We start from the raw sequence: 21,284 nt of genomic DNA, 5'->3' as shown, positions 1-21,284 counted from the left end.
TCACCGGAGCACCGACCACACATGAGCATCAAATCAGACAAATGGATTCGCCGCATGGCCCAAGAACACGACATGATCAGCCCATTCACTGCCGATCAGGTCAGAACCACCGCCAGAAACAACAAAATCATCTCTTACGGCACCTCCAGTTATGGTTACGATGTGCGATGTTCTGATGAGTTCAAAATCTTTCACAACATCAACAGCGCGGTGGTGGACCCCAAGAAATTTGATCGCAAAAGCTTTGTCGATGTGAAAGCCGACGTCTGCATCATTCCACCCAACTCATTTTGTTTGGCCCGCACCGTCGAATACTTAAAGATACCCCGCAATGTGCTGACCGTGTGTTTGGGCAAATCGACTTATGCCCGCTGTGGCATCATCGTTAATGTGACCCCATTGGAACCCGAATGGGAAGGTCATGTGACCCTGGAATTTTCCAACACCACCCCTTTGCCAGCTAAGATTTATGCCAATGAAGGGGTGGCGCAGTTTTTGTTCTTTGAATCCGATGAGGTGTGTGACGTGTCTTACAAAGACCGTGGCGGCAAGTATCAAGGACAGGTGGGTGTGACCTTGCCCAAAGCATGATGCGCATCCAATTCATCGGCAGCGGCTGGTTGGCCGAACCGGCCGCCAGGCATTGCCAAGACTTGGGTCACCCAGTAAAGGTCACCACCACCGATGCCACCAAAGCACAAGCTTTACAAGAGACCGGGCTGCCGGCCCTGGTTTATCGGTTGGGGGATGAGTTGGACCCATCCTCAGAATTGTTGGCGGCGGATGTTTTGGTCATCGCCATCACCAGCAAAGACGTGGCCGCATTTGCCCGCTTGCTGCAACAACTGGACTCGGCCCCACACCAGCCGCACCTGATTTTCACCAGCTCCACTTCGGTTTATACCAACAATGGTCAGATTCATGATGAAAGCAGTGAGGCTTTGCATGATGACAGTCCTTTGAGGGTGATTGAACAGTTGGTGATGGAATCTTCGCGACACACGATTTTGCGGTTGGCCGGTTTGGTGGGGCCCGGCCGGCATCCAGGTCGATTCTTCCAGTCAGGCCGAACTTTGAAAAATCCCCAGGCGCGGGTCAACTTGGTGCATTTGGATGACTGCATCGGGGTGTTGCAGGCCATCATCGAGCAGCACGCATGGCCACAAATCTTCAACGTCTGTGCCGACACCCACCCGCGCAAATTGGATTTTTACCAGGCCATGGCGGATCAGTTACAGGTGCCGCCACCAACCTTCACCACCGCCAAGGGTGGCAGTGATAAAGTCATCGACAACCAGCGAATCAAAGCACAACTCAATTATCAATTGCGCCATCCAGATGTGATGGCAATGAACTTTTAGCAAGCCCAAAAAAACCCAAGCACCGACGGTGTTGGGTTTGATTCCAGGCGATCCAATGATCAGCCATTGTCTTCGGCATCGTCGGCCGGCTGCGCGCCGCCGATGTTGAACAACAACAGGCCCAAACCTATTTCGATGTAAGAAGAATACTTCCACAACAGATCAGGCAGGGTCACTCCCAGGCGGCCCCACAGGTCGAAGCCCGAGTAACTGCCGATCAGATCCACAGCGCCAAATACGATTAATAAGATTCCAAAGATTTTCAATGCTTTCATAGCGTTCCTTTCCTTTTTAGATTGAGTGATTGATGAAGCCGCCGTTGGGCTCCGATAGTTTGCAGACGCGGTCAAGCCACCATCCACTGCCAATCATTATAGGGAAATTCAAGGGACATGCCAGTGTTGTTTGAGCTCATTCAAGCAACAGGGCTTGAATTTGCGCTTCCAGCTGTTGCACCAGTTGCTCATAATGGGCGCCGGTACCAGGGCCAGCAAACCCCGAATGGATGTTGACCACCCGGTGATCACGGTCCAGGAAGAGGCTGGTCGGATAGGCCACGATTTGATCCACAAAACCCAAGATTTGAGCCGCTTCGGCTTTGTCATTTTGGCCCGCCCTGAGCAAGGGGTAGTCTATGCCGTGGCGTTGTCGAAAGGCCGCAATTTGTTGGAAGTCACGGACCGGATCATCGGTGTATTCAAAAGCCAAGCCCACGATTTCCAGGCCTTGATCGCGGTATTGCTGATAAAACCCAGCCAACACCGGTGCTTCGTCATTGCAATTTGGGCACCAAGTGCCAAAGATGTTGATGATCACCGCTTTGTTGGCAAAACGTGGGTCAGACAACCGCACCAATTGGCCGGTTTCGTCCGGAAAGGCAAATTGGATTTCATCGGTGGTCAGTTTGACCGCCTGCCACGCATCAGGCAACACGTCATGGGCCTGGTCATTGCGGTGCGCCGTCCAGGTGGCGTGGTATGTGTCCCGGGACCAAAAATCGCCGGTCAATTGATTCCCTTCGAGGTGTGCTTCAAACAAAAACGCATGGGCGCCATCAAAGGCCGACAAACGCAACACCCCGGCTTGGACCTGACCGGCCAGGTAGCGGTAATCGCCGGTCGGTGTGAGGAAGGTGCCATTGACCTTGGTGCCGCTCTGCTGAAACTCACCCACCGCCACCGAGGGGCCATCTTCATCGACAAATTCAACTTGCCACACCCCACCCACATCACTGGCGTCCAGCTTTGAATGGTCAGCCCGGAAGCGGTATGGGTAGCCTTTGGTGGCGGTGAATGGCAAGCGAGAAATGTGCTCATCCGCAGCGGTTTTTGACCACTCACCATGCATTGACTGACCCGTTGCATCCACCGTGGCTTTGAGCCTGGCGTCATACCAACTGAATTGAATTTCGACTTGCGAGCCTGTCACCAACACCGCTGAGGTGTCGACCTGTTCAGGCCCATTGAGGATTTTGGCTTGGTAACCATCGGCCGTCTGTGCCAGTTGGATGCCAAACGGCAATTCGCCACCCGGCGAGTCCAGCACCCCACGCCACAAACCCGACAATCTGGGCTCGGCTGGTGCAAGCTGTTCTGTGGCTGCAGACTCGGCGGATACTGCACTGGAATCACTGGCCGCATCGCTGTGGTCGCTGCTGCTGCATGACCACAAAATGGCGATCAGCATCAATGGGAGGATGTTTTTCATACCTTGAAGACCCCAAATGGGGCAAAAACTGACATTATAGGTGATTTTTTTTTGCCGCCAAGGGTTACAACTGGCACAATGAAGGGGTGTGAATGACCCGATGTGTGACCCAAAACGACCATGAACCCTCGCCCCTCCATGAACCGCCTGCTTACTCTGGGCAAACTGTTGGCTTTAACCTGGGCTTTGTTGTTGCTCAGTGCCTGCCAGCATGAGCGGTATTTGATTGTGGTGATCAACGAGGCCGATCAGCCCATTGATGACGTGACTTTGTGGTTGGGAGACTTGTCTTTTGAGTATTTGCGGGTGCCGGCCAACAGCCGGGAAACCGGCATTTATCAGCAACACCGCTTAACCGATGAAATCAGGATTACTTGGTTGGATCACCAAGGCCAAGACCAACAACAACGCTTCGACACCTTTGAGTTCATTCCCCGAAACTACGATCATGGCCGGGTGCACTTGACCCACCAAAACGGCCGCTTCACCCTGTCATTTGACAACCAACCATTCTGAAACGCCGCCCACCACCAGCGCCTGCTTTGATCAGTCAGTCACCCCAGAACCGCCGACTCACTTGAGGTGCGTCCACAAGTGGGTGTAAGCCAAGGCCAAGCGTTCGGCCAATTGTTCATTGGTGCTCGAGCCCCCGTGGCCACCTTCGGTGTTTTCGTAATACCAAATCGGGTACCCATATGACATCATTTTGGCCGCCATTTTTCTGGCATGGCCCGGATGCACCCGGTCGTCGCGGGTCGAGGTGTAGAAAAACGTCGCGGGGTACTCAGTCTCGTGTTTGAGGTTTTGGTAAGGGCTGTAGGTTTTGATGAAGGCCCATTGTTCGGGTTTATCGGGGTTGCCGTATTCACCCATCCAACTGGCACCGGCCAACAACTTGTTGTAGCGCTTCATGTCCAACAAAGGCACGCCACAAATCACCGCACCATACAAATCCGGACGTCGGGTCATGGTGGCACCGACCAACAGGCCGCCGTTGGAGCGTCCTTCAATGCCCAAGTGTTCTGGCGAGGTGATGCGGCGCTTGATCAAGTCCTCAGCCACCGCTTCAAAGTCCTCATACGACTTGTTGCGGTTTTCCAACAGCGCGGCTTTGTGCCATTTGGGTCCATAAGCCCCGCCGCCACGGATGTTGGCAGAAACAAACACCCCGCCACGATCCAACCACAGCTTGCCGTAGGCCCCTTCCAGCGCTTCATAAGAACCCGAATAAGACGGCGTCAGTGAGTTGCGGAAGCCACCATAGGAAAAGATGTGGGTGGGATTTTTGCCATTGAATTCGGTGTCTTTATGCATCACGATGAAGTAAGGCACAAAGGTGCCGTCGGCCGAACGCGCGAAAAACTGTTCCACTTGGTAGGGTGATGGGTCAAAGCTTTGGGCCTGCGATTTCACGGCTTTGGGCTTGAGGCTTTTGCCATCCACATGATACAGGGTTGGGGGCGTGATGAACGATTCATACTCGGCAAAGAAACTGCCGCTTTCATCATCCACCGCGGTGATGCCAATGGCCCCATTGTCGGGGAAGGCAATTTGTTCCACATCCCAACCGTCATCATCCGGGCGGTACACATAGACACCACCGACCACGTCGGTCAAAAACGTCACAATGATGCTGTCATCGGCGGTGGCAATGCCCTCGATGTTTTCATTCGGCCGTGGGTTCAAGAACACCGACCAGTCATCGGCTTCGACCAGGCTTTTGCGGCCGGTCAACACATCCGGATTGATGATCAGCACCATGCCTTCTGACAAAAACTGGCCTTGGTACTCCCAGTCCTCTTTCAAGGACACAATCACATCTCCCTGAAAGAAGCCATTGACCACAGCTGAAGCCGGCAAATCCAGTGGCAAAGCCGTTCCGTCCACCCATTGATAATACTGCTGCGACCAAAACGAGGTGCTGTCGATCAAAAAGTCTTTGGCCTCTTTGCCCTCGCCAGTGCGGAAAGCGAAAATGCCGACGGATTTTTTTGGCACGGTCATCAGCTCTTTGGCCTCAGCCAAAGGCGTGCCTCGGCGCCACAATTTGATGGTTCGGGGATAGCCTGAGTCGGTCATCGAATCTTGACCAAAGTCGGTGCCGACAAAAATGTGATCGGCATCCTGCCAACTCAAACGCACTTTGGAAACCGGCAGGCGAAAGCCATCTTCGATGAACTGCTTGCGCTCCATATCAAATTCAAAGACTTCCACGGCATCACCACCACCGGGGGACAATGAAACCAGGCAGCGGCGGTTTTTCGGGGCGTGGCAATTCATGCCTTTGAACACCCAGTTGCCGCTGTGCTGTTCGTTGTAGGCATCCATGTCCAACACCGTTTGCCACTTGGGCTCGTCGTTGTTGTTGAAGTCCTTGAGTTTGGCGCGGCGGTACAAACCACGTGGGTTGTCGGCGTCTTTCCAGTAGTTATAAACCCACTCGCCGCGTTGACTCACAGAAGGAATGCGGGATTGGTTGTTCAAGGTGGACAAGGCTTGGTCATACAACTCTTGATAAATGGGCTTGGCCTTGTACTCATCGGCGGTGTTTTGGTTCTGCTCATGCACCCAGGCCATGGATTTTTCTGCATCCACATCCTCCAACCAAATAAACGGGTCTTCCATGGTGTCTTTGGCATTGGCCCCAACAGCCATCAACAACATCATCAAAGTCAGGTTTCGCATGATCACACTCGCATAAAAAAGAGCAATGATATTAGCAGTTTCTGGCCCAGTTTACAGCCCAAGCCCGGTAAAAACCGAGCGATCGTGACTTTTGTCACAGGCCCATCAAAGCCAGCAACGGCTCAGCGGGTGGCAAATGTTTGAAAGATCATCGCATCGGCTCCTGTCTGTTGTGTCATGAACCCCAAAAACCTGACCTCTACTGCCCCCAATAACAACCTGGCTTTGTCGTGGATGTTGTTGGGTGGTTTGTTGCTTGTCTGGCCCATTGGCGCCCTGGCCATTGAATTCATCAGCCCCGAGTCACAGACCACGCTGGTGGAACTGTACACCTCTGAGGGTTGCAGCTCATGCCCGCCTGCCGATCATTTTGTCAGCCAGTTCAAACAAACCGAAGGGCTGTGGCAGACTTATTTGCCGCTGTCATTCCATGTGGATTATTGGGACTGGCTGGGCTGGCGCGACCGCTTTGCTTCTGCGGACTTTTCAGAGAGGCAACGAATGCACCACAGACAAGGCGCGTTGAGTTCCATTTACACCCCAGGTTTTGTGATCAACGGCGCTGAGTGGACGGGTTTTTTTAATACCATCCGCAGTTTGCCCCAAAGCGAGGCCAAACCTGGCCGCCTGCGTCTGACCGCACAAAAACAACAGGTTTTGGTGACTTTTCAAGGCAGCACAGACAGCCCTTTGACTTATCACCTTGCGGTGTTGGGCATGGGCTTGAGTACCGCGGTGCAAGCCGGTGAAAACAGCGGCCACACCTTAGAGCATGATTTTGTGGTGCTGCATCACCAACAGACCATTGGGCCAGGACCGGCCCAATTCCTGTTGCCTTTGATCACCCAGCACGACCCCGAACAATTTGCCCTGGTGGCTTGGGTCAGCGCGACCGATTCCCTGCGCCCAATTCAGGCCGTTGGCGGTCCACTGCCACCAGGCACCCTCAATCGGCTGTGACCGGTTCAGCTGGGGCCCGGGTGCCTTGAATTCGGTACACTTCGGTCCACACCGCCGGTGCCGTTTCATATTCCAGCTTCCAGGAAAACCGCTCTGGCTGGATGTCATAAAAAGTGATGCGTGAATTCTGCCCATTGAATTCACCCGTCATGATAATGGATTCAGCGGTTTCGGTGGCCATGAAAGTGTCCACCTGCTGACCTTTGACCGAAGCCCACGCCATTTCCCAGCGATTCTCGGCGGGATTGAAAATGCGGATGTTGGTGCCAAACTGACGACCACTGGCAGGTGCTGGCTGGCGCAAGGGCGGTGATATCCAGTCATCCTGCACCGCATGGCCGTTGAGGATGGGATAAAAATGCCAATCGGCTCCTGGCCCGGCTTGCCATTGGCCATCGGTCCCCAGCGAGCTGTCCTGGATCTGCCATTCACCCAACAAGGCTTTCATCAAACTGGCTTCCATTTGGGCTGACAGGGTGGGCTCTTTGGCCCAGGCGGCACCCACGGCACACAACAAAAAGGCCGCCAAGAGACGTATTTTGCCATTCACTTCATTCATGGTTTTCCTCCTCGCTTGTGGCTTTGGGAAAATAATAGCCATTGAACCACGGATACCAGGTGGCACCGCCATCAATGGATTCTTCAAAAAACTGCTGCACCACGCCGCCATCTAAGGGCGTCCAAGTACCCCGAAAGTCACGCAATTGGGGCTGTTGTTGGGTCGATGCATAGTGAATCTTGCCCACCAATTGCATCGCCTGGCGCCCACCTTCTGCAGCAACCATGCCACCGGCATAATCAATCACCACACCGCTGCTGACCCAGCGTTGAACCCACTGGCCTTGGATGCCATCATAATAATTCATGCTGGTGCCGCTGGAACCACTGGCCCCTTGCCAGTGTTCCATGATCAAACAGCCTTGTTCGGACAGGGTGATGGCGTTGTGTCCATACAACGGGCCGGACTTGTCCAAGTTACCATACACTTCCCACTGCCCCAACCAAAAGTCAAACTGCCGATAAATGGCTTGGTGCATGCAGGGCCGCAGGTTTTGATCGGCCTGTTCGATCACCGCTTGAAAATTCGCCTCACTGGCCAGGTCCTGCCACATGGGGTTGGTTTGCAACTCTTCAACGTTGCTGTAACCAGCGGCAATCATTTGTTCCAATGTCGGCCACAAACGTTCCTCATCATTCAACAACTTCAATGCCTGGGCTTTTTGATACAGCACCAGTGAGGGGTGGACCACAGTGGCTTTGGCCAACTGGGCATTGGCGGCCAAGGCCGCTTCACCTTGGCCTGTTTGCAGGTGGGCATGAGCCAGGCGGTACCAGGCAATTTCCGCTTGATTGACGGGTAAATCGGGCTCCGCTTTGAGCCATTGTTGGTGGACTTCGATCGATTCAGCCCATTGCCCTGCTTGGTGCAATTGGGCCGCTTTGGCAGCCAGTTGGTCATCGGCCATCACCGCCGCAGTGAACGCAGTTAAACACAGCCCCCAAAACAACAAAACGGGTTTGGACATCACCACCTCACGACAATTGAAAACCCTGATTATGCGGCTCGGGATGCCCCGGCGCTATCAAAAAATTGCTTATTGAATCAATGCTGCTTCAGTACCGACTGAACTGCGCGCGGTATTGGGTGGGGGTCAAATCAAACACCTGGCGACACGAGGCGGTCATGTGGGCGTGGCTCGAGAAGCCAAAATCAAAGGCCAAATCCACCAAGTCCGAAGAATCCTGGCGCAATGACAACAACAAATTCCGCAACCGTTGTTGTTTGCGGTATTGGTTGAGGCCCTGGCCATGGATGCGTTTGAACAGCCGGGACAAATGGTAAGGTGAGGTGTGGTGCAGCCGGGCCAATTGCTTGAGGCTGATTGATTGACTCAAATCGGCCTGCAAGGTGACTTTGACTTGTTCGACCAATTGTTTGTGTCGGGGCTTGATCGGGCCCTCGCTGACGCCACCAGCAGCGGGATCCAACAAGGCCGTGAACAAGGCCAACACCCCTTCTTCCAAGGCCATGGGATCGGTCGGTGCATTGCCTGTGAGTTGTTGTAACAGCTGCAAATGTTGCAAGAACACCGCCGGTGGACACGGCATGTTTTCGAGCTTGAATCCGCCATCGTCGCGGCCCAGCATTTCTGCCAGCACCGCGTCTTTGACTTTGAACCAATGGCAGTGATCGCCTTGTTGGTCAATCAGGAAGCGGTGGTAAGTTTGGTCACGGTTATAAAAATTGACCAGGGTGGGATCGGCCACAAAAGGCTCTGAACCCTCGTGTTGAATCCAAATGCTGTGCTTGGGAAAGACAATGATGGGGGCGTCCACATGGCCGGGTTCGGTAAAAGTGGGGTCATCGGGTTGCACGGAAAACACCCCGATTTCGATCAACTCACTTTGGTAGAGCACCTGTTCTTGCATGCCCCCATTGTAGGGCAACGCCGGCCTCGACACATGTCAACAAAGTCATGCTTTGTGGGTCAAAAGATGGATTCTCCGGTCACAGTGGTGAACTGCTCCAAGAACCGCAGGCCGCGGTATGAATTGCCTTTCTCATTCAAGCGAGGACTCCACACTGCCAAGGAAAAATGATTGGGCAGAACCGCCACGATGCCGCCACCCACCCCACTTTTACCCGGCAAGCCCACTTTATAGGCAAAATCACCGGCTTCGTCATAGAAACCACAAGTGAGCATGATGGCATTGAGGCGTTTGGCTTGGCTGCGATTGAGCAATTGCACGCCACCGTCCAGGGTTTGTCCGTGGTTGGCAAAAAACATGAAACTGCGGGCCAGTTGCTCACAGTTCACCGCCACCGAACAGCTGTCCAAATACAAATCCAACACTGCCTCCACGTCGTTGTGGATGTTGCCCAAGGACTTGAGGAAATTGACCAAGGCCAAGTTGCGATGGCCTTCGGCTTTCTCGGAAGCTGCCACCACCGGATCGAAATCAATGGTGTCGTCACCCGAAGCCGAACGCAGCAAAGCCAACAAGGCCGCCCTGGGATCCTCATAGGTGTCCATCAACACGTCACACACCACCAAGGCCCCGGCATTGGAAAAGGGGTTTCTGGGAATGCCGTCGTCGTGTTCCAACGTCCCCATGGCATTGAATGGGGTGCCGGACGGCTCGACCCCAACCCGTTGCCACAGCCGGCCACCCAGCTTGGTGTAGGCCAGGCTCAACAGCAGCACCTTGACGATACTTTGAATGGAAAATGGGGTCTGCCAATCTCCGGTGTGGTAATTGTTGCCATCTACAGTGTGCAAAAACACCCCAAATTGTTCACTGTCGATGTTGGCCAATTCAGGGATGTAGTCGGCCACTTCACCGTAATTTTTGTGCAGCAACAATTCTTGGTGAATTTGTTCAATGATGCGTTGGTAATCGGGCCGTGAATCAGACATGGTCACATGGTAACCAAAACGCGCACAGAATCCAACTGCGGTTGGGTTTGGTTGAGCGCCGTGGTGGCTTGTTGCAGGCTGCCTTGCAGGTATTCGATTTCTTCATCTCGCACCTGTCCATGGTGCGCCGCCAAATCCCGCAAGCGTTCAATCTCTGCATTTAAACTCACCCGCATCGATCGTTCAGCCACCTGCTTGATGGCCGGCATCGCTTGGGTCATCATTTGATCGGCTTGCGCCAACAGGTTTTTGATGGTGCCCAATTTGGCTTTCAACACCTCCACGGCGACATTCATCGGGGCTGAGTTTTTGAACTGATTGATCCGATTTTCGGTCAATTTGTCGCCCACATCGACACCCATTTCCGCCAACAAGTAGCGCTGATTGATGGGCGGCAGGTAACGGCTCAATTGCATTTGGCTGCGCCCGGTGGCCTGAATCACATAGCGGCATTCCAAAAACATTTGACCGGCATTCAAGCCGGAGTTTTGCAGCACGGCAAAGGCGGTGTTGCCTTGCTCTTGGCTCAAAATCAAATCCAACACTTCGGTCACCATCGGGTGCTCCCAAGTGAGGTAATGAAAGGTTTCATTGGCCAGGGCAATGTCGCGATCAAAAGTGATGGTCATGCCATCATCCAGCAAGCCCGGGAAATAACCGTGCATTTCATCGGTGGGACGGATGATTTCGCTGCCACTGCGATGTTCTTCATGGTGCACCCCAAACAAATCAAACACGCGGTGCATGAATGACTCCAGGGCCTCACCTTGGGCCAGCTCGGTGGCTTGTTTCAACAACCCTGCGGCCACCGCTGGTCGGCATGAGTTGTATTCCAACAAGCGGTCTCGTCCCTGGTGCATGGTGGCCAACAACCCTTCACTGAGCTGGCGGCTATGCGCAATCAGGCGATCCAAATCCGCTGCTGTTTGTGGCTGAGACAAGGTCTCGTGCATGGTGCTGTACACCTGATGGGCCGCTGGATTGGGTTGAGTGAACAAGTCCAGCCCCTCGTGGTACCAGCGTTGCCACTGGGCCTGCAGCGTGTCTTTTAAATAGGGCACATGGATTTGAATGGTTTCGGTTTGACCGATGCGATCCAAGCGGCCGATGCGCTGCTCCAACAAGTCCGGGTGATCCGGTAAATCGAACATCAACAAGTGATGAGCGAACTGGAAATTACGCCCCTCACTGCCAATCTCAGAACACAACAGCACTTGGGCCCCGTTGTCCATGTCGGCAAACCAGGCCGCCGCTTGGTCCCGTTCGATCAAGCTCATGCCCTCATGAAACAGCGCCACATGCAGGCCATGCTGTTCCCTGAAATGCCGTTCCAGTTGCAGCACAGTGCGGGCATGGTGGGCAATGACCAGTACCTTGGCTGGCCGCAAACTTTTGATTTGACTCACCAGCCAAGCCACCCGTGGGTCCCAGGTCAGCCACTCAAAATCTGCTGCATCTGCCCCGGTGGTCTCTGGGGTCAAAGTTGTTAAGGCGGCGGCTGACTCCGTGTATTTCGGAGGTACATCCAAAGCCGTGAAATGGGCATGTCTGGCAGGAAAACCAGCCACCGACTGCCGGGTGTTGCGGAACAGCACCCGGCCGGTGCCGTGTTGGTCCAACAGTTGGTTGATCACCGCCTGCCGTTGTTCGGGGTGCGCCTCAAGCCCTTGAATTTGTTGCAATAAGTCGGCATCGATGTGTGGCGCCAAGGCTGCGGTCAAAGCCGCCAGATTCATCGGCTCATCGTTGGTTTCAGCCAAGATCAACTGTTCGATGACATCGGCCACCTGTTCAAAAGTGGCTTCCTGTGCTATGAAGGTTTCGTAATCATGAAACCGGTCTGGATCCAATAAGCGCAAGCGGGCAAAGTGGCTTTTGCGGCCCAACTGCTCTGGGGTGGCGGTCAACAACAACACACCGGGGATGTGTTGGGTCAAAGACTCGACCATTTGATAGGCTTGCACCGCTTCGGGCACCGCAGTTTCGTCGGCGTCTGCGCCCTCATTCCAGACCAAATGATGCGCTTCATCCACCACCAACAAATCCCAACCAGCGGCTTGTAATTGTTCGGCCCGCAGTGGGTTTGCCAGCAGCATGGACAAGGGACACAACACCAGTTGTGCGGCTTCAAATGGGTTGCTCAAACCACTGGACGTTTCGATTTGTTGACACTTCTCTTCATCAAACACACTGACCGACAAGTTGAAGCGCCGCAACAATTCCACCATCCATTGGTGGGTCAGGCTTTCCGGCACAATGATGACGGCCCGCTGGGCCCGGTTGGTCAGCAATTGTTGGTGCAAGATCAAACAGGCTTCGATGGTCTTACCCAAGCCCACTTCGTCGGCCAACAACACCCTGGGGGCATGGCGCTTACCCACCGTGTGGGCAATGTATATTTGGTGTGGCAACAAAGCCGTGCGGCAACCGGTTAAGCCATATAAACTGGACTGCCACAACCGCTGTTGGTGGGCCCAAGCCATTTGCCTGACGTCGTACCATTTTTGTTTGTCGATTTGGGCATTGAGCAAACGGTCGGCCGGGCGGTCCAGGGAAATGTGGTCGGCGATCTCGGTTTCGGGGATGACGTCTTCCTCACCATTGGCTTTCTCCCCAAAATAGATGTTCAGGCCATTCAGGTTTTTCACTTCTTTGACCGTCAACACCCAACCGTCTTTGTGCTGCAAGGGGTCATCCACTTGTGCCACGTAACGACTCAATGGCGCCGAATCTTTGGCGTAGATGCGCTCTTCACCGACGGCGTCAAACGCCACTTTCACCATGCGGTGGTTGTCGCTCACCACCCGACCCAAACCCAGTTGCAGGTCGGCGTTGTTGATGTATCGTTGTCCGGTGATGAAAGCCATGAAATTCGCGGTTGCCAAAGGTTGGCTATTTTAACGAATTTTCACTATACTGGTGGACTTTCCTGACAGTTTCCCGATGACACCCCTGCCCATGTCGCAGCCATCCAACGACCACTGTGAACGCACCCTTACTGATCATATTTAACCCCCAAGCTGGCAGCGGTCGGGCGCAACAGTTTTTGCCCTTGATTGAGTCGCATTTGGCTGCACATGGGGTGGCGGTGAAGATCATACACACCGACCATGCCGGTCATGCCCAGGAGCTGGTGACACAGGCCGATTTGACCCCATTTTCGGGGATCATTGCGGCCGGTGGCGACGGTACCCTGTTTGAGGTGGTCAATGGCATGATGGCCCACCCGGGACATGAGCGCCCGCCATTGGGCGTGATCCCAGTCGGCACCGGCAATGCCTTCTCACGGGAGCTGGGGCTGCAACCCACCGACTGGCAACCGGGGATTGATCTGATCCGCCAGCAACGGACCCAAGCCATCGATGTCGGCCATGCCCACATGGCTGACCAACAATACCATTTCCTCAACATCATCGGCATGGGCTTTGTGGTCGATGCCGGACGCAACACCCTGAAAATCAAAAAACTGGGACAATCGGCTTACACCCTGGCGACTTTATGGGAAACGGCCAAACTGAAAAAACACCGGGTCAAACTGACCCTGCTTGATGCCCACAACCAAACGCTTGAGCTGGATGATGATGTGGTGTTTGTCGAGGTGGCCAACAGCCGCTACACCGGCACCTCATTCTTGATCGCACCAGCAGCCCAGATTGACGATGGCTTATTGGATGTGATCATCTTGAAAAAAATTTCCCGCTTCAAGATCCTGCGCTTGTTCCCCACCATTTACTCCGGCAAGCATGTTAATTACCGGGAAGTCGAAACCCATCAGGTCAAACGCATCACCATCCACACCGAACAGCCCATGCCATTGATGCCCGACGGCGAATTCATAGGCCACACCCCAGTGTCCATCGATTGTCTGCCTGGGGCTTTGCGATTATTCTGTTGATGCAGCGGCGGCCCGCCGTTGTTGTTCAAACTGCTCGATCAGCTCATGATTGGGTTCCAGCGCACCACCCGGTGTGATCAATTGACTCAAAGGGGCCAAATCCAGTAAATATGCTTTCAAATCTTGCAACGATTCTTCCTCGATCGACTGCAAGCCTTCGTGCAAGCGCAACAGGTATTCATCGCTTTTGGAGTGGTGACCAAATTGCCGGTGGTAATTGGCCCCCAGATACAAATACACCACCATCAGCTCAGGTCGCACACCGGCTACCAGCTCGCTATCAATTTGTGCCAACGCCTGCTGCCGGTAGGCATCGGCTTGCTCATATAAACCCGCCTCTTGGTGGTAACGGGCAAAAACCCGCAGCAGCTTGTTGCGGAATTCATCGTTCAAATCCCGCACCGCATACAGGCCTTCCAGGTACTGAATTTTCGACAACAAATCATCGGGATTGAATGTGTTGTCTTTGATGTATTGGATGATCTGGGGCTTTTCTGCCGCGCCAACTTCCTCAAAGGCAGGCATGAAGCCCATGTACCCGGATTGCTCACAGTACCAAATGTTGTTGGGATCGGTGTAAGGCCAAAAGACAAAATCAAAGCGTGAGGGGTAACGATAAATATAACCGCCATAACTGGCCGGTTTATTGACCTGACATTCGGCACCAGCCAGCAATGGATCAGGCACGGCTCCCGGGCGCCAGGTGATGGCTTGCGCCCAATGGCTGAGCAACAACAGCACCATGGTCATGAGTTTTCTCATCACATTCTCCTTGTTTGATGTGGATTGGACTGTCCGGTGAGTCATTGGTTGCAGCCATTTTCATTGCGCTGTCAACCCCATGCTCAGTGGCGCGTTGTAACTGATAACAACGACAAATACGACAACAACCATAAAAACTACAGGAGCCTCACATGAAAACGATGATTTTACTGACTGGCCTGGCGGCCTTGACCTTCACCACCGGTTGCCATGCGCACAAAGCAGACCACAATACTGACCGTGTTGTGGTGGTGAAAAAGCCCCACCAAACCAAGGTGATTTTGGTGGACAACGACCACCGCCGCAAAAACTACACCATTGTGCGGGTGAAACCGGCCAAAAACCGCGTGTGTAAAAAACACCGCCAGCACTGGCATTGCATCTGAATGCACTGACTGCTCACTGCCTGCATTCACTTTTTCCCCAAGCTTAACCGCGGCAACAAACCCCGTTGTTGTCCGCGGCCTTTTTTTGAGTGTTACAAATGAACCACCAAGCCTTGGGCGGCTGGCAGTTGTCCATTGGCCACCGCTTTGAATGGCTCGGTCAAGCCCGCCAAGCCATCCACTGCGATCACTTCAAGCCACCGGCTGGTGGCCTCCGCGGCCTCACGCAGGAATGTCCCTGAACGTTGGTTGAAGACTTCTGGGCCCCAAGTTTCGATGCATTGTTGGATGTAGGCAGGGGCAAAAAACACTTCGCTGCGGTCGCGGATATAGGCCTGGCCCATGTCATTCTGCGACCAATGGGTCAAACCCACATGCCAGGTGTTAATCATGTGCTTTCCAAGCCGCGCATGCAATTCATTCAACACCGCACCGTTGCCAGAAAAATCGACAATCACCGCCGTTTTATCGGCTTCAATTTGCGCCAGCTCTTCATAGCTCAGGACCTGGGCATAACACCCCAATGAAGCCACAAAGGCTTGGTTGGCCGCCGAGGTCAAACCCACCACAGCCGGGGCTTGATCTTGGGTGGCCAAAGCCTGGGCCAGACCCAACGCGGTTTTGCTGGAAGCACTGGTCAAAATGATTTGTTGGACCCCAAACCAGTCCTGCCCGGTCAGGGCTTCGGCCAAACAAAACGAGGTGATGTGCAGTGGAAACAGCAACATGTGCAAAGCCTCTTGCTGCTGATTGGCCGGCTCTTGTTTCGGCACCCGTTGGTAGCGGTTGTAGCCAGCTGGTAAGGACTGGCGATGGGCACTGCCATCAAGCAAACCATGGCGGTTGATTTGGGTTGGCTGCAACACCCAGCGACTGGCTGGTGGCCAATAGCCAAACAGGCGCTCACCAACCGGTAAATCACGGTGTGCCGAAGTCTGCACAGTGGCATAGCCCCACACCGGAATCAGGCCCCAGCGATCATTGGCATTGTCTGACGCCGGAAAAAACTGCCAGTACTTGAACTGATCTCCCAGCGCCCAATAGGTGATGTTGTTGGCCGAGAATCCGAATGACTCGATCTGCATTTCAACTTGGCCAGGCGCCAATTCAATGGTTTCTGAGGATTTCAGCAAACGGCTTTGGTTCAGGTCATTTTTCAGGACTTGGAACTGGATCATGGCTGAGGTCATGGCTGGACTCTTACTCAGTGATTGTTGTTAACCGACGGGTGCCAGCACTTGTTCCAGGTATTGGTCTAATTCATCAGACAATTCTGTTTTTCTGGGCTGGTCAGCAAAACTGGCATCGATGGCGTTGTAGGTCATGCGAATGAGGTCGTCATCGGTGATGCCACAATGGCGTTGGACCGCCACCATATTTTCCTGCAGGAACGCACCGAAATGGGCCGGATCATCGGAATTGATGGTCACATTGAGGCCCAAGTCCAACATCTGTTTGATCACGTGTTGGTTCATGTGTTCGAACACATGCAAGCTGACATTGGAACAGGGACATACGGTCAAGGGGATTTGGGTTTGTTGTAGAAACTGCACCAATTTGGGGTCATCCAAAGCCCGAATGCCGTGGTCGATGCGACTGACGCCGGCATCGTGGATCGCCGACCAAATGTATGTAGCCGGCCCTTCTTCGCCGGCATGGGCCACCACTGGCAAGCCAGCGGCGTGCACCTGATCAAAAATGGCTTTGAATTGGCTGGCAGGATAACCCACCTCAATGGCCGCCAGACCGATGCCCAACAACCGCTCGGCATGCTGCTGATAAAAGTGCCAATCTTCGGCGGCTTTGTCCACCCCCAGATGGCGGATGAAAGTGCCCAGCATGCCCCCAGAAATGCCGTGCCTGTCACGCGCCTCGGCAAACCCGGCTTCGATGCCATCCAGCACCATTTCCGGCGGTAAGCCGCGCTCCACATAGGTGCGGATGTCACAAAACACCTCGGCATGCCGGATGTTTTGTGCCGCACACCGGTCCAAGTAGGATTGGGTCAACACATAAAAATCTTCAGCACTTTGGATCACTTCGGTGCCTTGCAGATACAAATTGATGAATGCGGTCAAATCTTTGAACTGATAAGCCGCCTCCACCTCTTCCAGTGTTTGGTAAGGCAGCTTGATGTGGTTTTTCTCGGCCAATTGCAGCATCAAATCAGGCATCATGGCGCCTTCGATGTGCATGTGTAATTCAACTTTGGGTAATTTTTCGATGAATTCAGACATCGTTGTGCAAAAGTAAATCTGGCATCTTACCATTTAATCAGCCATTACAGTTGGCACATTGTTCAGCGAACACGTAAAATAAGCCCTTCTTTGAGCAATCTTTGCCTGGTATGAATACAGACTATTTGGACTTTGAACAACCACTGGCTGAGCTGGAAGCCAAGATCAATGAATTGCAAAATGTCAGCGACGACAATGCAATGAACATTGATGAAGAAATTCAACGGTTAAAAAGCAAGTTGAAGTCCAAAACCGAGAGCATTTTCTCCAATTTGTCTGACTGGCAAATCTCTCAATTGGCCAGGCACCCCAAACGGCCTTACACCCTGGATTATGTGGACATGATGTTCACGGATTTTCAAGAACTGCATGGTGACCGGGCCTTCGCCGACGATGCCGCGATTGTGGGTGGACCGGCCAAACTCGACGGCCAATCGGTGATGGTCATTGGCCATCAGAAAGGCCGCAACACCAAGTCCAAAATCAAACGCAACTTTGGCATGCCGCGACCCGAGGGTTACCGCAAGGCCTTGCGCCTGATGCGTTTGGCCGAGCAATTCAACATGCCCATCGTGACCTTCATCGACACCCCAGGGGCTTACCCGGGAATCGGTGCCGAAGAACGGGGGCAATCCGAGGCCATTGCCAAAAATCTGGAAGTCATGTCGCACCTGAAAGTGCCGATCATTTGTACTGTGATTGGTGAAGGCGGCTCTGGTGGCGCCTTGGCCATTGGTGTGGGCGATGTGATTCTGATGTTGCAATACAGCACCTATTCGGTGATCTCTCCCGAAGGCTGTGCTTCGATCTTGTGGCGCAGTGCCGACAAGGCACAGGATGCGGCTGAAGCCTTGAGCATCACCTCAGAAAAACTCAAGCAACAGGGCCTGATTGATCAAGTCATCCAAGAGCCCCTGGGCAGCGCTTACCGCGACACCGAGTTTGTGGCCAGCCAACTAAAAGCTGTGATCAGTCAGGAGTTGCAGCGGTTACAACAGTTGGATGATGCAGAGCTGCTCAAGCAGCGATACCAAAAATTGATGTCTTATGGTGCCTTCAGCGAAGCCTAAGCCGCTGATTGACGAGACCAGTCTTCCTGCTGCAAATCACTATTACCTGGCCTTCAGTGGCGGCCTGGACTCCACGGTCCTGCTGCATCACCTGACGCAACAGCACGCACTGCAAGGCAAACTGTCTGCCATCCACATCAATCACCAGCTGCACCCCGAGGCCGATCAATGGGCCCATCATTGTGCCCAGATTTGCGAGGCGCTCGAGATCCCCTTGATCACTGCCACAGTCAGTGCTGCCAACGACAGCGAAAACGCCGCCAGAACCGCCAGATACGCCGCCTTTGCTGAAATCCTGACTGCCCAGGATTGTCTGGTAACGGCCCACCACTTGAACGATCAATTGGAAACGGTGTTGTTCCGTTTGTTGCGTGGCACCGGCCTGTACGGCCTCACCGCGATGCAAACGGTCAGCCGCATGGACCACTACGCCGTGTACCGACCTTTACTGAACACCAGTCAAGAGCAACTGAACCGCTACGCCCATAGTCAGCAACTCAAATGGGTCTCTGATCCAAGCAATGATGACCACCGCTACAGCCGCAATCACCTGCGTCATCGGGTGCTGCCCGCCTTGCTGGATTACCATCCGGACAGCCTGAATAATTTGGCCCAAACGCGGCTCAATTTGCAACACAGCCTGGATTTATTAACCACCCTGTTGGGCAACGACAACCCGCTGCCAATCGCCCCGTTCACACAACCGGCGTTGTTGGCCAGCGCCTTGTACCATTGGTTGCATGGCATGCAATTAGCCGCCCCTCAACATGGCCAATTGCGACAATTCAGTGAGGACTGTTTGCAGGCTGCCCCTGACGCGAAACCAGAGCTGGCTGGACCCGATTACCAATTGGTCCTGTGGCAACAACAAGTCCATGCGTTGCGACCGCTCGAGACCAATTCTGCTGCACAATGGCAACCCACCTTGCAAGCCGGATCAGCATGGACGGTCCCTTCAGGACAAGGCCGCTTGTTGCTGCAAGCCGAACAAGGAGTTCAACTCGAGGTGGACATTCGCTTCCAACAACGCGGAGAACGCTTGTTGTTGCCGGGTCACAAACACCACAAAAAACTAAAAAAACTGTTCCAGGAACACGCTGTACCACCTTGGATCCGATCGGTCATGCCCATGTTGTACATCAACGGTGAATTGATGGCCTGTGGTGATCAATTCCTCAGCCAACGATTCGTTGATTGGTTGTCGGCACATCAAGCACAATATCATTGGCGATCCCCCCACTTTCTTATGTAAAATAAGCCCATGAGTCAAACACAAACCTTTGAAAAAAATCTGGAACAGTTGTCCACCATCATTGAAAAAATGGAGCAAGATGATGTGGGGCTGGAGGAATCATTGAAGTTGTACGAACAAGGCATTCAACTGACCAGAAAATGCCAAAAAATCATCGATGAAGCCGAACAGAAAATCCAGCAATTGATGGAACAGAACAATTGATCTCCCAAGCAATCCTGCAACAGCGCATCAATCAATTCCTTACTGAGCAGCTGAATCGGTGTCAGCCGCATGATTCCAGGCTGAAACAAGCCATGGCCTATTCCCTGTTGTCAGATGGCAAGCGCATGCGCCCTTTGTTGGTCTATGCCACAGCCAACAGTTTACAATTGGAGCTGGCAGTGGCCGATCACTTGGCAGCGGCCTTGGAGATGATTCATGCCTATTCATTGATTCATGATGACTTACCGGCCATGGATAACGACGATTTGCGTCGTGGCCAAGCCACCAATCACATCGCATTTGATGAAGCCACCGCCATCCTGGCCGGTGATGCCTTGCAGTCTCTGGCCTTTGCCAGCTTAGCCGCAGCGCCAGCGGAGCCCATTGTGGTGGTCAAATGGGTTCGTGAACTGGCCCAAGCCAGTGGTTTGGCCGGCATGGCCGGCGGCCAAAGTTTGGATTTGATTTCTGAGCAGCAGACAGTTGATTTGAGCCAACTGCAGCAAATTCACAACGCCAAAACCGGAGCCTTGCTGCGGGCTTGTGTGGCCATGCCGGTGCTCGGTCATCCGACTTTACCGCAGGACCAACAACAACATTTTCTGCGCTTTGCCGAACACCTGGGATTGGCCTTTCAAGTGGTGGATGATGTGCTGGATGTGACCCAAGACACCGCCACGCTCGGTAAACCCGCCCACTCAGACACCAAAAATAACAAATCCACTTATCCCAGCCTGCTCGGCACCGCAGGAGCCCAACAAAAGGCCAATGAGTTGATCGAAGCGGCCTTCGATGCCCTGGATCAACTGCCACAAGACACCGACGAACTGCGCGATCTGGCACATACCATCCTGCACCGCAAACACTGATTGCACAACCAAGCTGTGGGATTTAATGATGGGCCACCGATTACGCTGGCTGAGCCTGTCGAAGCCTCGGCATAGATAGATAATCAATCAATGGGATACACACCCCGTCAAGCTCGGTGAGCTTGAGATTTTTTGAATGTGATGGTGTACCCACCAATCAAGCTGGCTGAGCCCTTCGAAGCCACATCAAGGCTGAATACCAATCAGTCAAATACACACACCTCGACAAGCTCGGTGTTCTTGAGACTTTTTGAATATGTTGATGTGCCCACCAATCAAGCCGGCTGAGCCCGTCGAAGCCACATCAAGACTGGACAATCAACCAGCGAAGTAAACACACCTCGACAAGCTCGGTGTTCTTGAGATTTATTGAATATGTTGATGTACCCACCAATCAAGCCGGCTGAGCCCGTCGAAGCCACATCAAGGCTTAAGAATCAATCACCATAACAGACACACCTAACAGGCTCGGTGGCC

Annotated in this window: 21 protein-coding genes; 10 read left to right on the top strand and 11 right to left on the bottom strand. The window is 53.5% G+C overall.

The window, feature by feature from the left end; all coding sequences use genetic code 11:
* The first annotated feature begins 21 nt into the window (after positions 1-21).
* On the top strand, positions 22-591 hold the full coding sequence (gene dcd / locus K7G70_RS04930) for a dCTP deaminase (protein ID WP_223787501.1): 570 nt from the start codon (positions 22-24) through the stop codon (positions 589-591).
* Positions 588-1,361 carry a Rossmann-fold NAD(P)-binding domain-containing protein gene (locus K7G70_RS04925; RefSeq protein ID WP_223787500.1) on the top strand — a complete coding sequence of 258 codons (774 nt, stop codon included), beginning with the start codon at positions 588-590 and terminating at the stop codon, positions 1,359-1,361. The genes dcd and K7G70_RS04925 overlap by 4 nt, the downstream gene beginning before the upstream one ends.
* A gap of 59 nt (positions 1,362-1,420) precedes the next feature.
* On the opposite strand, the gene K7G70_RS04920 is transcribed toward K7G70_RS04925, so the two are convergent.
* Together K7G70_RS04920 and K7G70_RS04915 are read right to left on the bottom strand one after the other, a co-directional pair.
* The gene (locus tag K7G70_RS04920; RefSeq protein ID WP_223787499.1) at positions 1,421-1,636 is read right to left on the bottom strand and encodes a hypothetical protein; all 216 of its coding nucleotides are present in this window, start codon (positions 1,634-1,636) and stop codon (positions 1,421-1,423) included.
* Positions 1,637-1,772: 136 nt separating this feature from the next.
* Entirely contained in the window at positions 1,773-3,068 is a 1,296-nt protein-coding gene (locus tag K7G70_RS04915) for a TlpA disulfide reductase family protein (protein WP_223787498.1), read from the bottom strand.
* A 120-nt stretch (positions 3,069-3,188) separates the two neighbouring features.
* Between K7G70_RS04915 and K7G70_RS04910 the strand changes: the two genes are divergently transcribed.
* Positions 3,189-3,584, top strand: coding sequence for a hypothetical protein (locus tag K7G70_RS04910; protein ID WP_223787497.1), 396 nt, complete (start codon positions 3,189-3,191; stop codon positions 3,582-3,584).
* 57 nt (positions 3,585-3,641) lie between these two features.
* On the opposite strand, the gene K7G70_RS04905 is transcribed toward K7G70_RS04910, so the two are convergent.
* Positions 3,642-5,753, bottom strand: coding sequence for a prolyl oligopeptidase family serine peptidase (locus K7G70_RS04905; protein ID WP_223787496.1), 2,112 nt, complete (start codon positions 5,751-5,753; stop codon positions 3,642-3,644).
* 177 nt (positions 5,754-5,930) lie between these two features.
* On the opposite strand from K7G70_RS04905, the gene K7G70_RS04900 reads away from it, so the two are divergent.
* The gene (locus tag K7G70_RS04900) at positions 5,931-6,713 is read left to right on the top strand and encodes a DUF1223 domain-containing protein (protein ID WP_223787495.1); all 783 of its coding nucleotides are present in this window, start codon (positions 5,931-5,933) and stop codon (positions 6,711-6,713) included.
* Here the strand turns inward: K7G70_RS04900 and K7G70_RS04895 are convergent.
* From K7G70_RS04895 to rapA, 5 genes are all read right to left on the bottom strand, one after another.
* The gene (locus K7G70_RS04895) at positions 6,700-7,272 is read right to left on the bottom strand and encodes a hypothetical protein (protein WP_223787494.1); all 573 of its coding nucleotides are present in this window, start codon (positions 7,270-7,272) and stop codon (positions 6,700-6,702) included. The genes K7G70_RS04900 and K7G70_RS04895 overlap by 14 nt on opposite strands.
* Positions 7,265-8,239, bottom strand: a complete 975-nt coding sequence (locus tag K7G70_RS04890; RefSeq protein ID WP_223787493.1) for a hypothetical protein — start codon at positions 8,237-8,239, stop codon at positions 7,265-7,267. Before K7G70_RS04890 ends, K7G70_RS04895 begins: the two co-directional genes overlap by 8 nt.
* 88 nt (positions 8,240-8,327) lie before the next feature.
* On the bottom strand, positions 8,328-9,143 hold the full coding sequence (locus K7G70_RS04885) for a helix-turn-helix domain-containing protein (protein WP_223787492.1): 816 nt from the start codon (positions 9,141-9,143) through the stop codon (positions 8,328-8,330).
* 59 nt (positions 9,144-9,202) lie between these two features.
* Complete coding sequence (locus tag K7G70_RS04880; RefSeq protein WP_223787491.1) at positions 9,203-10,132, bottom strand: glutaminase; 930 nt, start codon at positions 10,130-10,132, stop codon at positions 9,203-9,205.
* Between the two features lie 2 nt (positions 10,133-10,134).
* Positions 10,135-12,999 (bottom strand): RNA polymerase-associated protein RapA, encoded by a 2,865-nt coding sequence (rapA, locus tag K7G70_RS04875; RefSeq protein ID WP_223787490.1) that lies wholly within the window; start codon positions 12,997-12,999, stop codon positions 10,135-10,137.
* A 116-nt stretch (positions 13,000-13,115) separates the two neighbouring features.
* Here rapA and K7G70_RS04870 point away from each other — a divergent pair, with 116 nt between their 5' ends.
* Positions 13,116-14,027, top strand: coding sequence for a diacylglycerol/lipid kinase family protein (locus K7G70_RS04870; RefSeq protein ID WP_223787489.1), 912 nt, complete (start codon positions 13,116-13,118; stop codon positions 14,025-14,027).
* Here K7G70_RS04870 and K7G70_RS04865 read toward each other — a convergent pair.
* A complete protein-coding gene (locus K7G70_RS04865) occupies positions 14,016-14,789 on the bottom strand; it encodes a hypothetical protein (protein ID WP_223787488.1) in 774 nt (257 codons plus the stop codon). The genes K7G70_RS04870 and K7G70_RS04865 overlap by 12 nt on opposite strands.
* 152 nt (positions 14,790-14,941) lie before the next feature.
* On the opposite strand from K7G70_RS04865, the gene K7G70_RS04860 reads away from it, so the two are divergent.
* Entirely contained in the window at positions 14,942-15,175 is a 234-nt protein-coding gene (locus K7G70_RS04860) for a hypothetical protein (protein ID WP_223787487.1), read from the top strand.
* A gap of 92 nt (positions 15,176-15,267) precedes the next feature.
* Here K7G70_RS04860 and K7G70_RS04855 read toward each other — a convergent pair whose 3' ends face one another.
* Both K7G70_RS04855 and add read right to left on the bottom strand, forming a co-directional pair.
* Positions 15,268-16,365 (bottom strand): DUF2855 family protein, encoded by a 1,098-nt coding sequence (locus K7G70_RS04855; RefSeq protein WP_223787486.1) that lies wholly within the window; start codon positions 16,363-16,365, stop codon positions 15,268-15,270.
* A 27-nt stretch (positions 16,366-16,392) separates the two neighbouring features.
* Positions 16,393-17,412 carry an adenosine deaminase gene (gene add, locus K7G70_RS04850; RefSeq protein WP_223787485.1) on the bottom strand — a complete coding sequence of 340 codons (1,020 nt, stop codon included), beginning with the start codon at positions 17,410-17,412 and terminating at the stop codon, positions 16,393-16,395.
* A gap of 110 nt (positions 17,413-17,522) precedes the next feature.
* Between add and K7G70_RS04845 the strand changes: the two genes are divergently transcribed.
* From K7G70_RS04845 to K7G70_RS04830, 4 genes are read left to right on the top strand one after another with little or no spacing between them, the layout of a single operon-like run.
* Positions 17,523-18,482 (top strand): acetyl-CoA carboxylase carboxyltransferase subunit alpha, encoded by a 960-nt coding sequence (locus K7G70_RS04845; protein WP_223787484.1) that lies wholly within the window; start codon positions 17,523-17,525, stop codon positions 18,480-18,482.
* Positions 18,460-19,734, top strand: a complete 1,275-nt coding sequence (gene tilS / locus K7G70_RS04840; protein WP_223787483.1) for a tRNA lysidine(34) synthetase TilS — start codon at positions 18,460-18,462, stop codon at positions 19,732-19,734. The genes K7G70_RS04845 and tilS overlap by 23 nt, the downstream gene beginning before the upstream one ends.
* A 9-nt stretch (positions 19,735-19,743) precedes the next feature.
* Complete coding sequence (locus K7G70_RS04835; protein ID WP_223787482.1) at positions 19,744-19,938, top strand: exodeoxyribonuclease VII small subunit; 195 nt, start codon at positions 19,744-19,746, stop codon at positions 19,936-19,938.
* Positions 19,935-20,807 carry a polyprenyl synthetase family protein gene (locus K7G70_RS04830; RefSeq protein WP_223787481.1) on the top strand — a complete coding sequence of 291 codons (873 nt, stop codon included), beginning with the start codon at positions 19,935-19,937 and terminating at the stop codon, positions 20,805-20,807. The genes K7G70_RS04835 and K7G70_RS04830 overlap by 4 nt, the downstream gene beginning before the upstream one ends.
* The last annotated feature ends 477 nt before the right edge of the window (positions 20,808-21,284 follow it).

The sequence above is a fragment of the Marinicella meishanensis genome (assembly GCF_019931145.1).
Classification (GTDB): domain Bacteria; phylum Pseudomonadota; class Gammaproteobacteria; order Xanthomonadales; family Marinicellaceae; genus Marinicella; species Marinicella meishanensis.
Note: the sequence above shows the minus strand (reverse complement) of the source record. Positions and strands in the feature narration are given on the sequence as shown.

Excerpts from the sequence above, each read along its gene's own strand:
- dcd (WP_223787501.1), top strand. The coding sequence starts at position 22 with ATGAGCATCAAATCAGACAAATGGATTCGCCGCATGGCCCAAGAACAC.
- K7G70_RS04925 (WP_223787500.1), top strand. The coding sequence starts at position 588 with ATGATGCGCATCCAATTCATCGGCAGCGGCTGGTTGGCCGAACCGGCC.
- K7G70_RS04920 (WP_223787499.1), bottom strand. The coding sequence starts at position 1,636 with ATGAAAGCATTGAAAATCTTTGGAATCTTATTAATCGTATTTGGCGCT.
- K7G70_RS04915 (WP_223787498.1), bottom strand. The coding sequence starts at position 3,068 with ATGAAAAACATCCTCCCATTGATGCTGATCGCCATTTTGTGGTCATGC.
- K7G70_RS04910 (WP_223787497.1), top strand. The coding sequence starts at position 3,189 with ATGAACCCTCGCCCCTCCATGAACCGCCTGCTTACTCTGGGCAAACTG.
- K7G70_RS04905 (WP_223787496.1), bottom strand. The coding sequence starts at position 5,753 with ATGCGAAACCTGACTTTGATGATGTTGTTGATGGCTGTTGGGGCCAAT.
- K7G70_RS04900 (WP_223787495.1), top strand. The coding sequence starts at position 5,931 with ATGAACCCCAAAAACCTGACCTCTACTGCCCCCAATAACAACCTGGCT.
- K7G70_RS04895 (WP_223787494.1), bottom strand. The coding sequence starts at position 7,272 with ATGAATGAAGTGAATGGCAAAATACGTCTCTTGGCGGCCTTTTTGTTG.
- K7G70_RS04890 (WP_223787493.1), bottom strand. The coding sequence starts at position 8,239 with ATGTCCAAACCCGTTTTGTTGTTTTGGGGGCTGTGTTTAACTGCGTTC.
- K7G70_RS04885 (WP_223787492.1), bottom strand. The coding sequence starts at position 9,143 with ATGCAAGAACAGGTGCTCTACCAAAGTGAGTTGATCGAAATCGGGGTG.
- K7G70_RS04880 (WP_223787491.1), bottom strand. The coding sequence starts at position 10,132 with ATGTCTGATTCACGGCCCGATTACCAACGCATCATTGAACAAATTCAC.
- rapA (WP_223787490.1), bottom strand. The coding sequence starts at position 12,999 with ATGGCTTTCATCACCGGACAACGATACATCAACAACGCCGACCTGCAA.
- K7G70_RS04865 (WP_223787488.1), bottom strand. The coding sequence starts at position 14,789 with ATGAGAAAACTCATGACCATGGTGCTGTTGTTGCTCAGCCATTGGGCG.
- K7G70_RS04860 (WP_223787487.1), top strand. The coding sequence starts at position 14,942 with ATGAAAACGATGATTTTACTGACTGGCCTGGCGGCCTTGACCTTCACC.
- K7G70_RS04855 (WP_223787486.1), bottom strand. The coding sequence starts at position 16,365 with ATGACCTCAGCCATGATCCAGTTCCAAGTCCTGAAAAATGACCTGAAC.
- add (WP_223787485.1), bottom strand. The coding sequence starts at position 17,412 with ATGTCTGAATTCATCGAAAAATTACCCAAAGTTGAATTACACATGCAC.
- K7G70_RS04845 (WP_223787484.1), top strand. The coding sequence starts at position 17,523 with ATGAATACAGACTATTTGGACTTTGAACAACCACTGGCTGAGCTGGAA.
- tilS (WP_223787483.1), top strand. The coding sequence starts at position 18,460 with ATGGTGCCTTCAGCGAAGCCTAAGCCGCTGATTGACGAGACCAGTCTT.
- K7G70_RS04835 (WP_223787482.1), top strand. The coding sequence starts at position 19,744 with ATGAGTCAAACACAAACCTTTGAAAAAAATCTGGAACAGTTGTCCACC.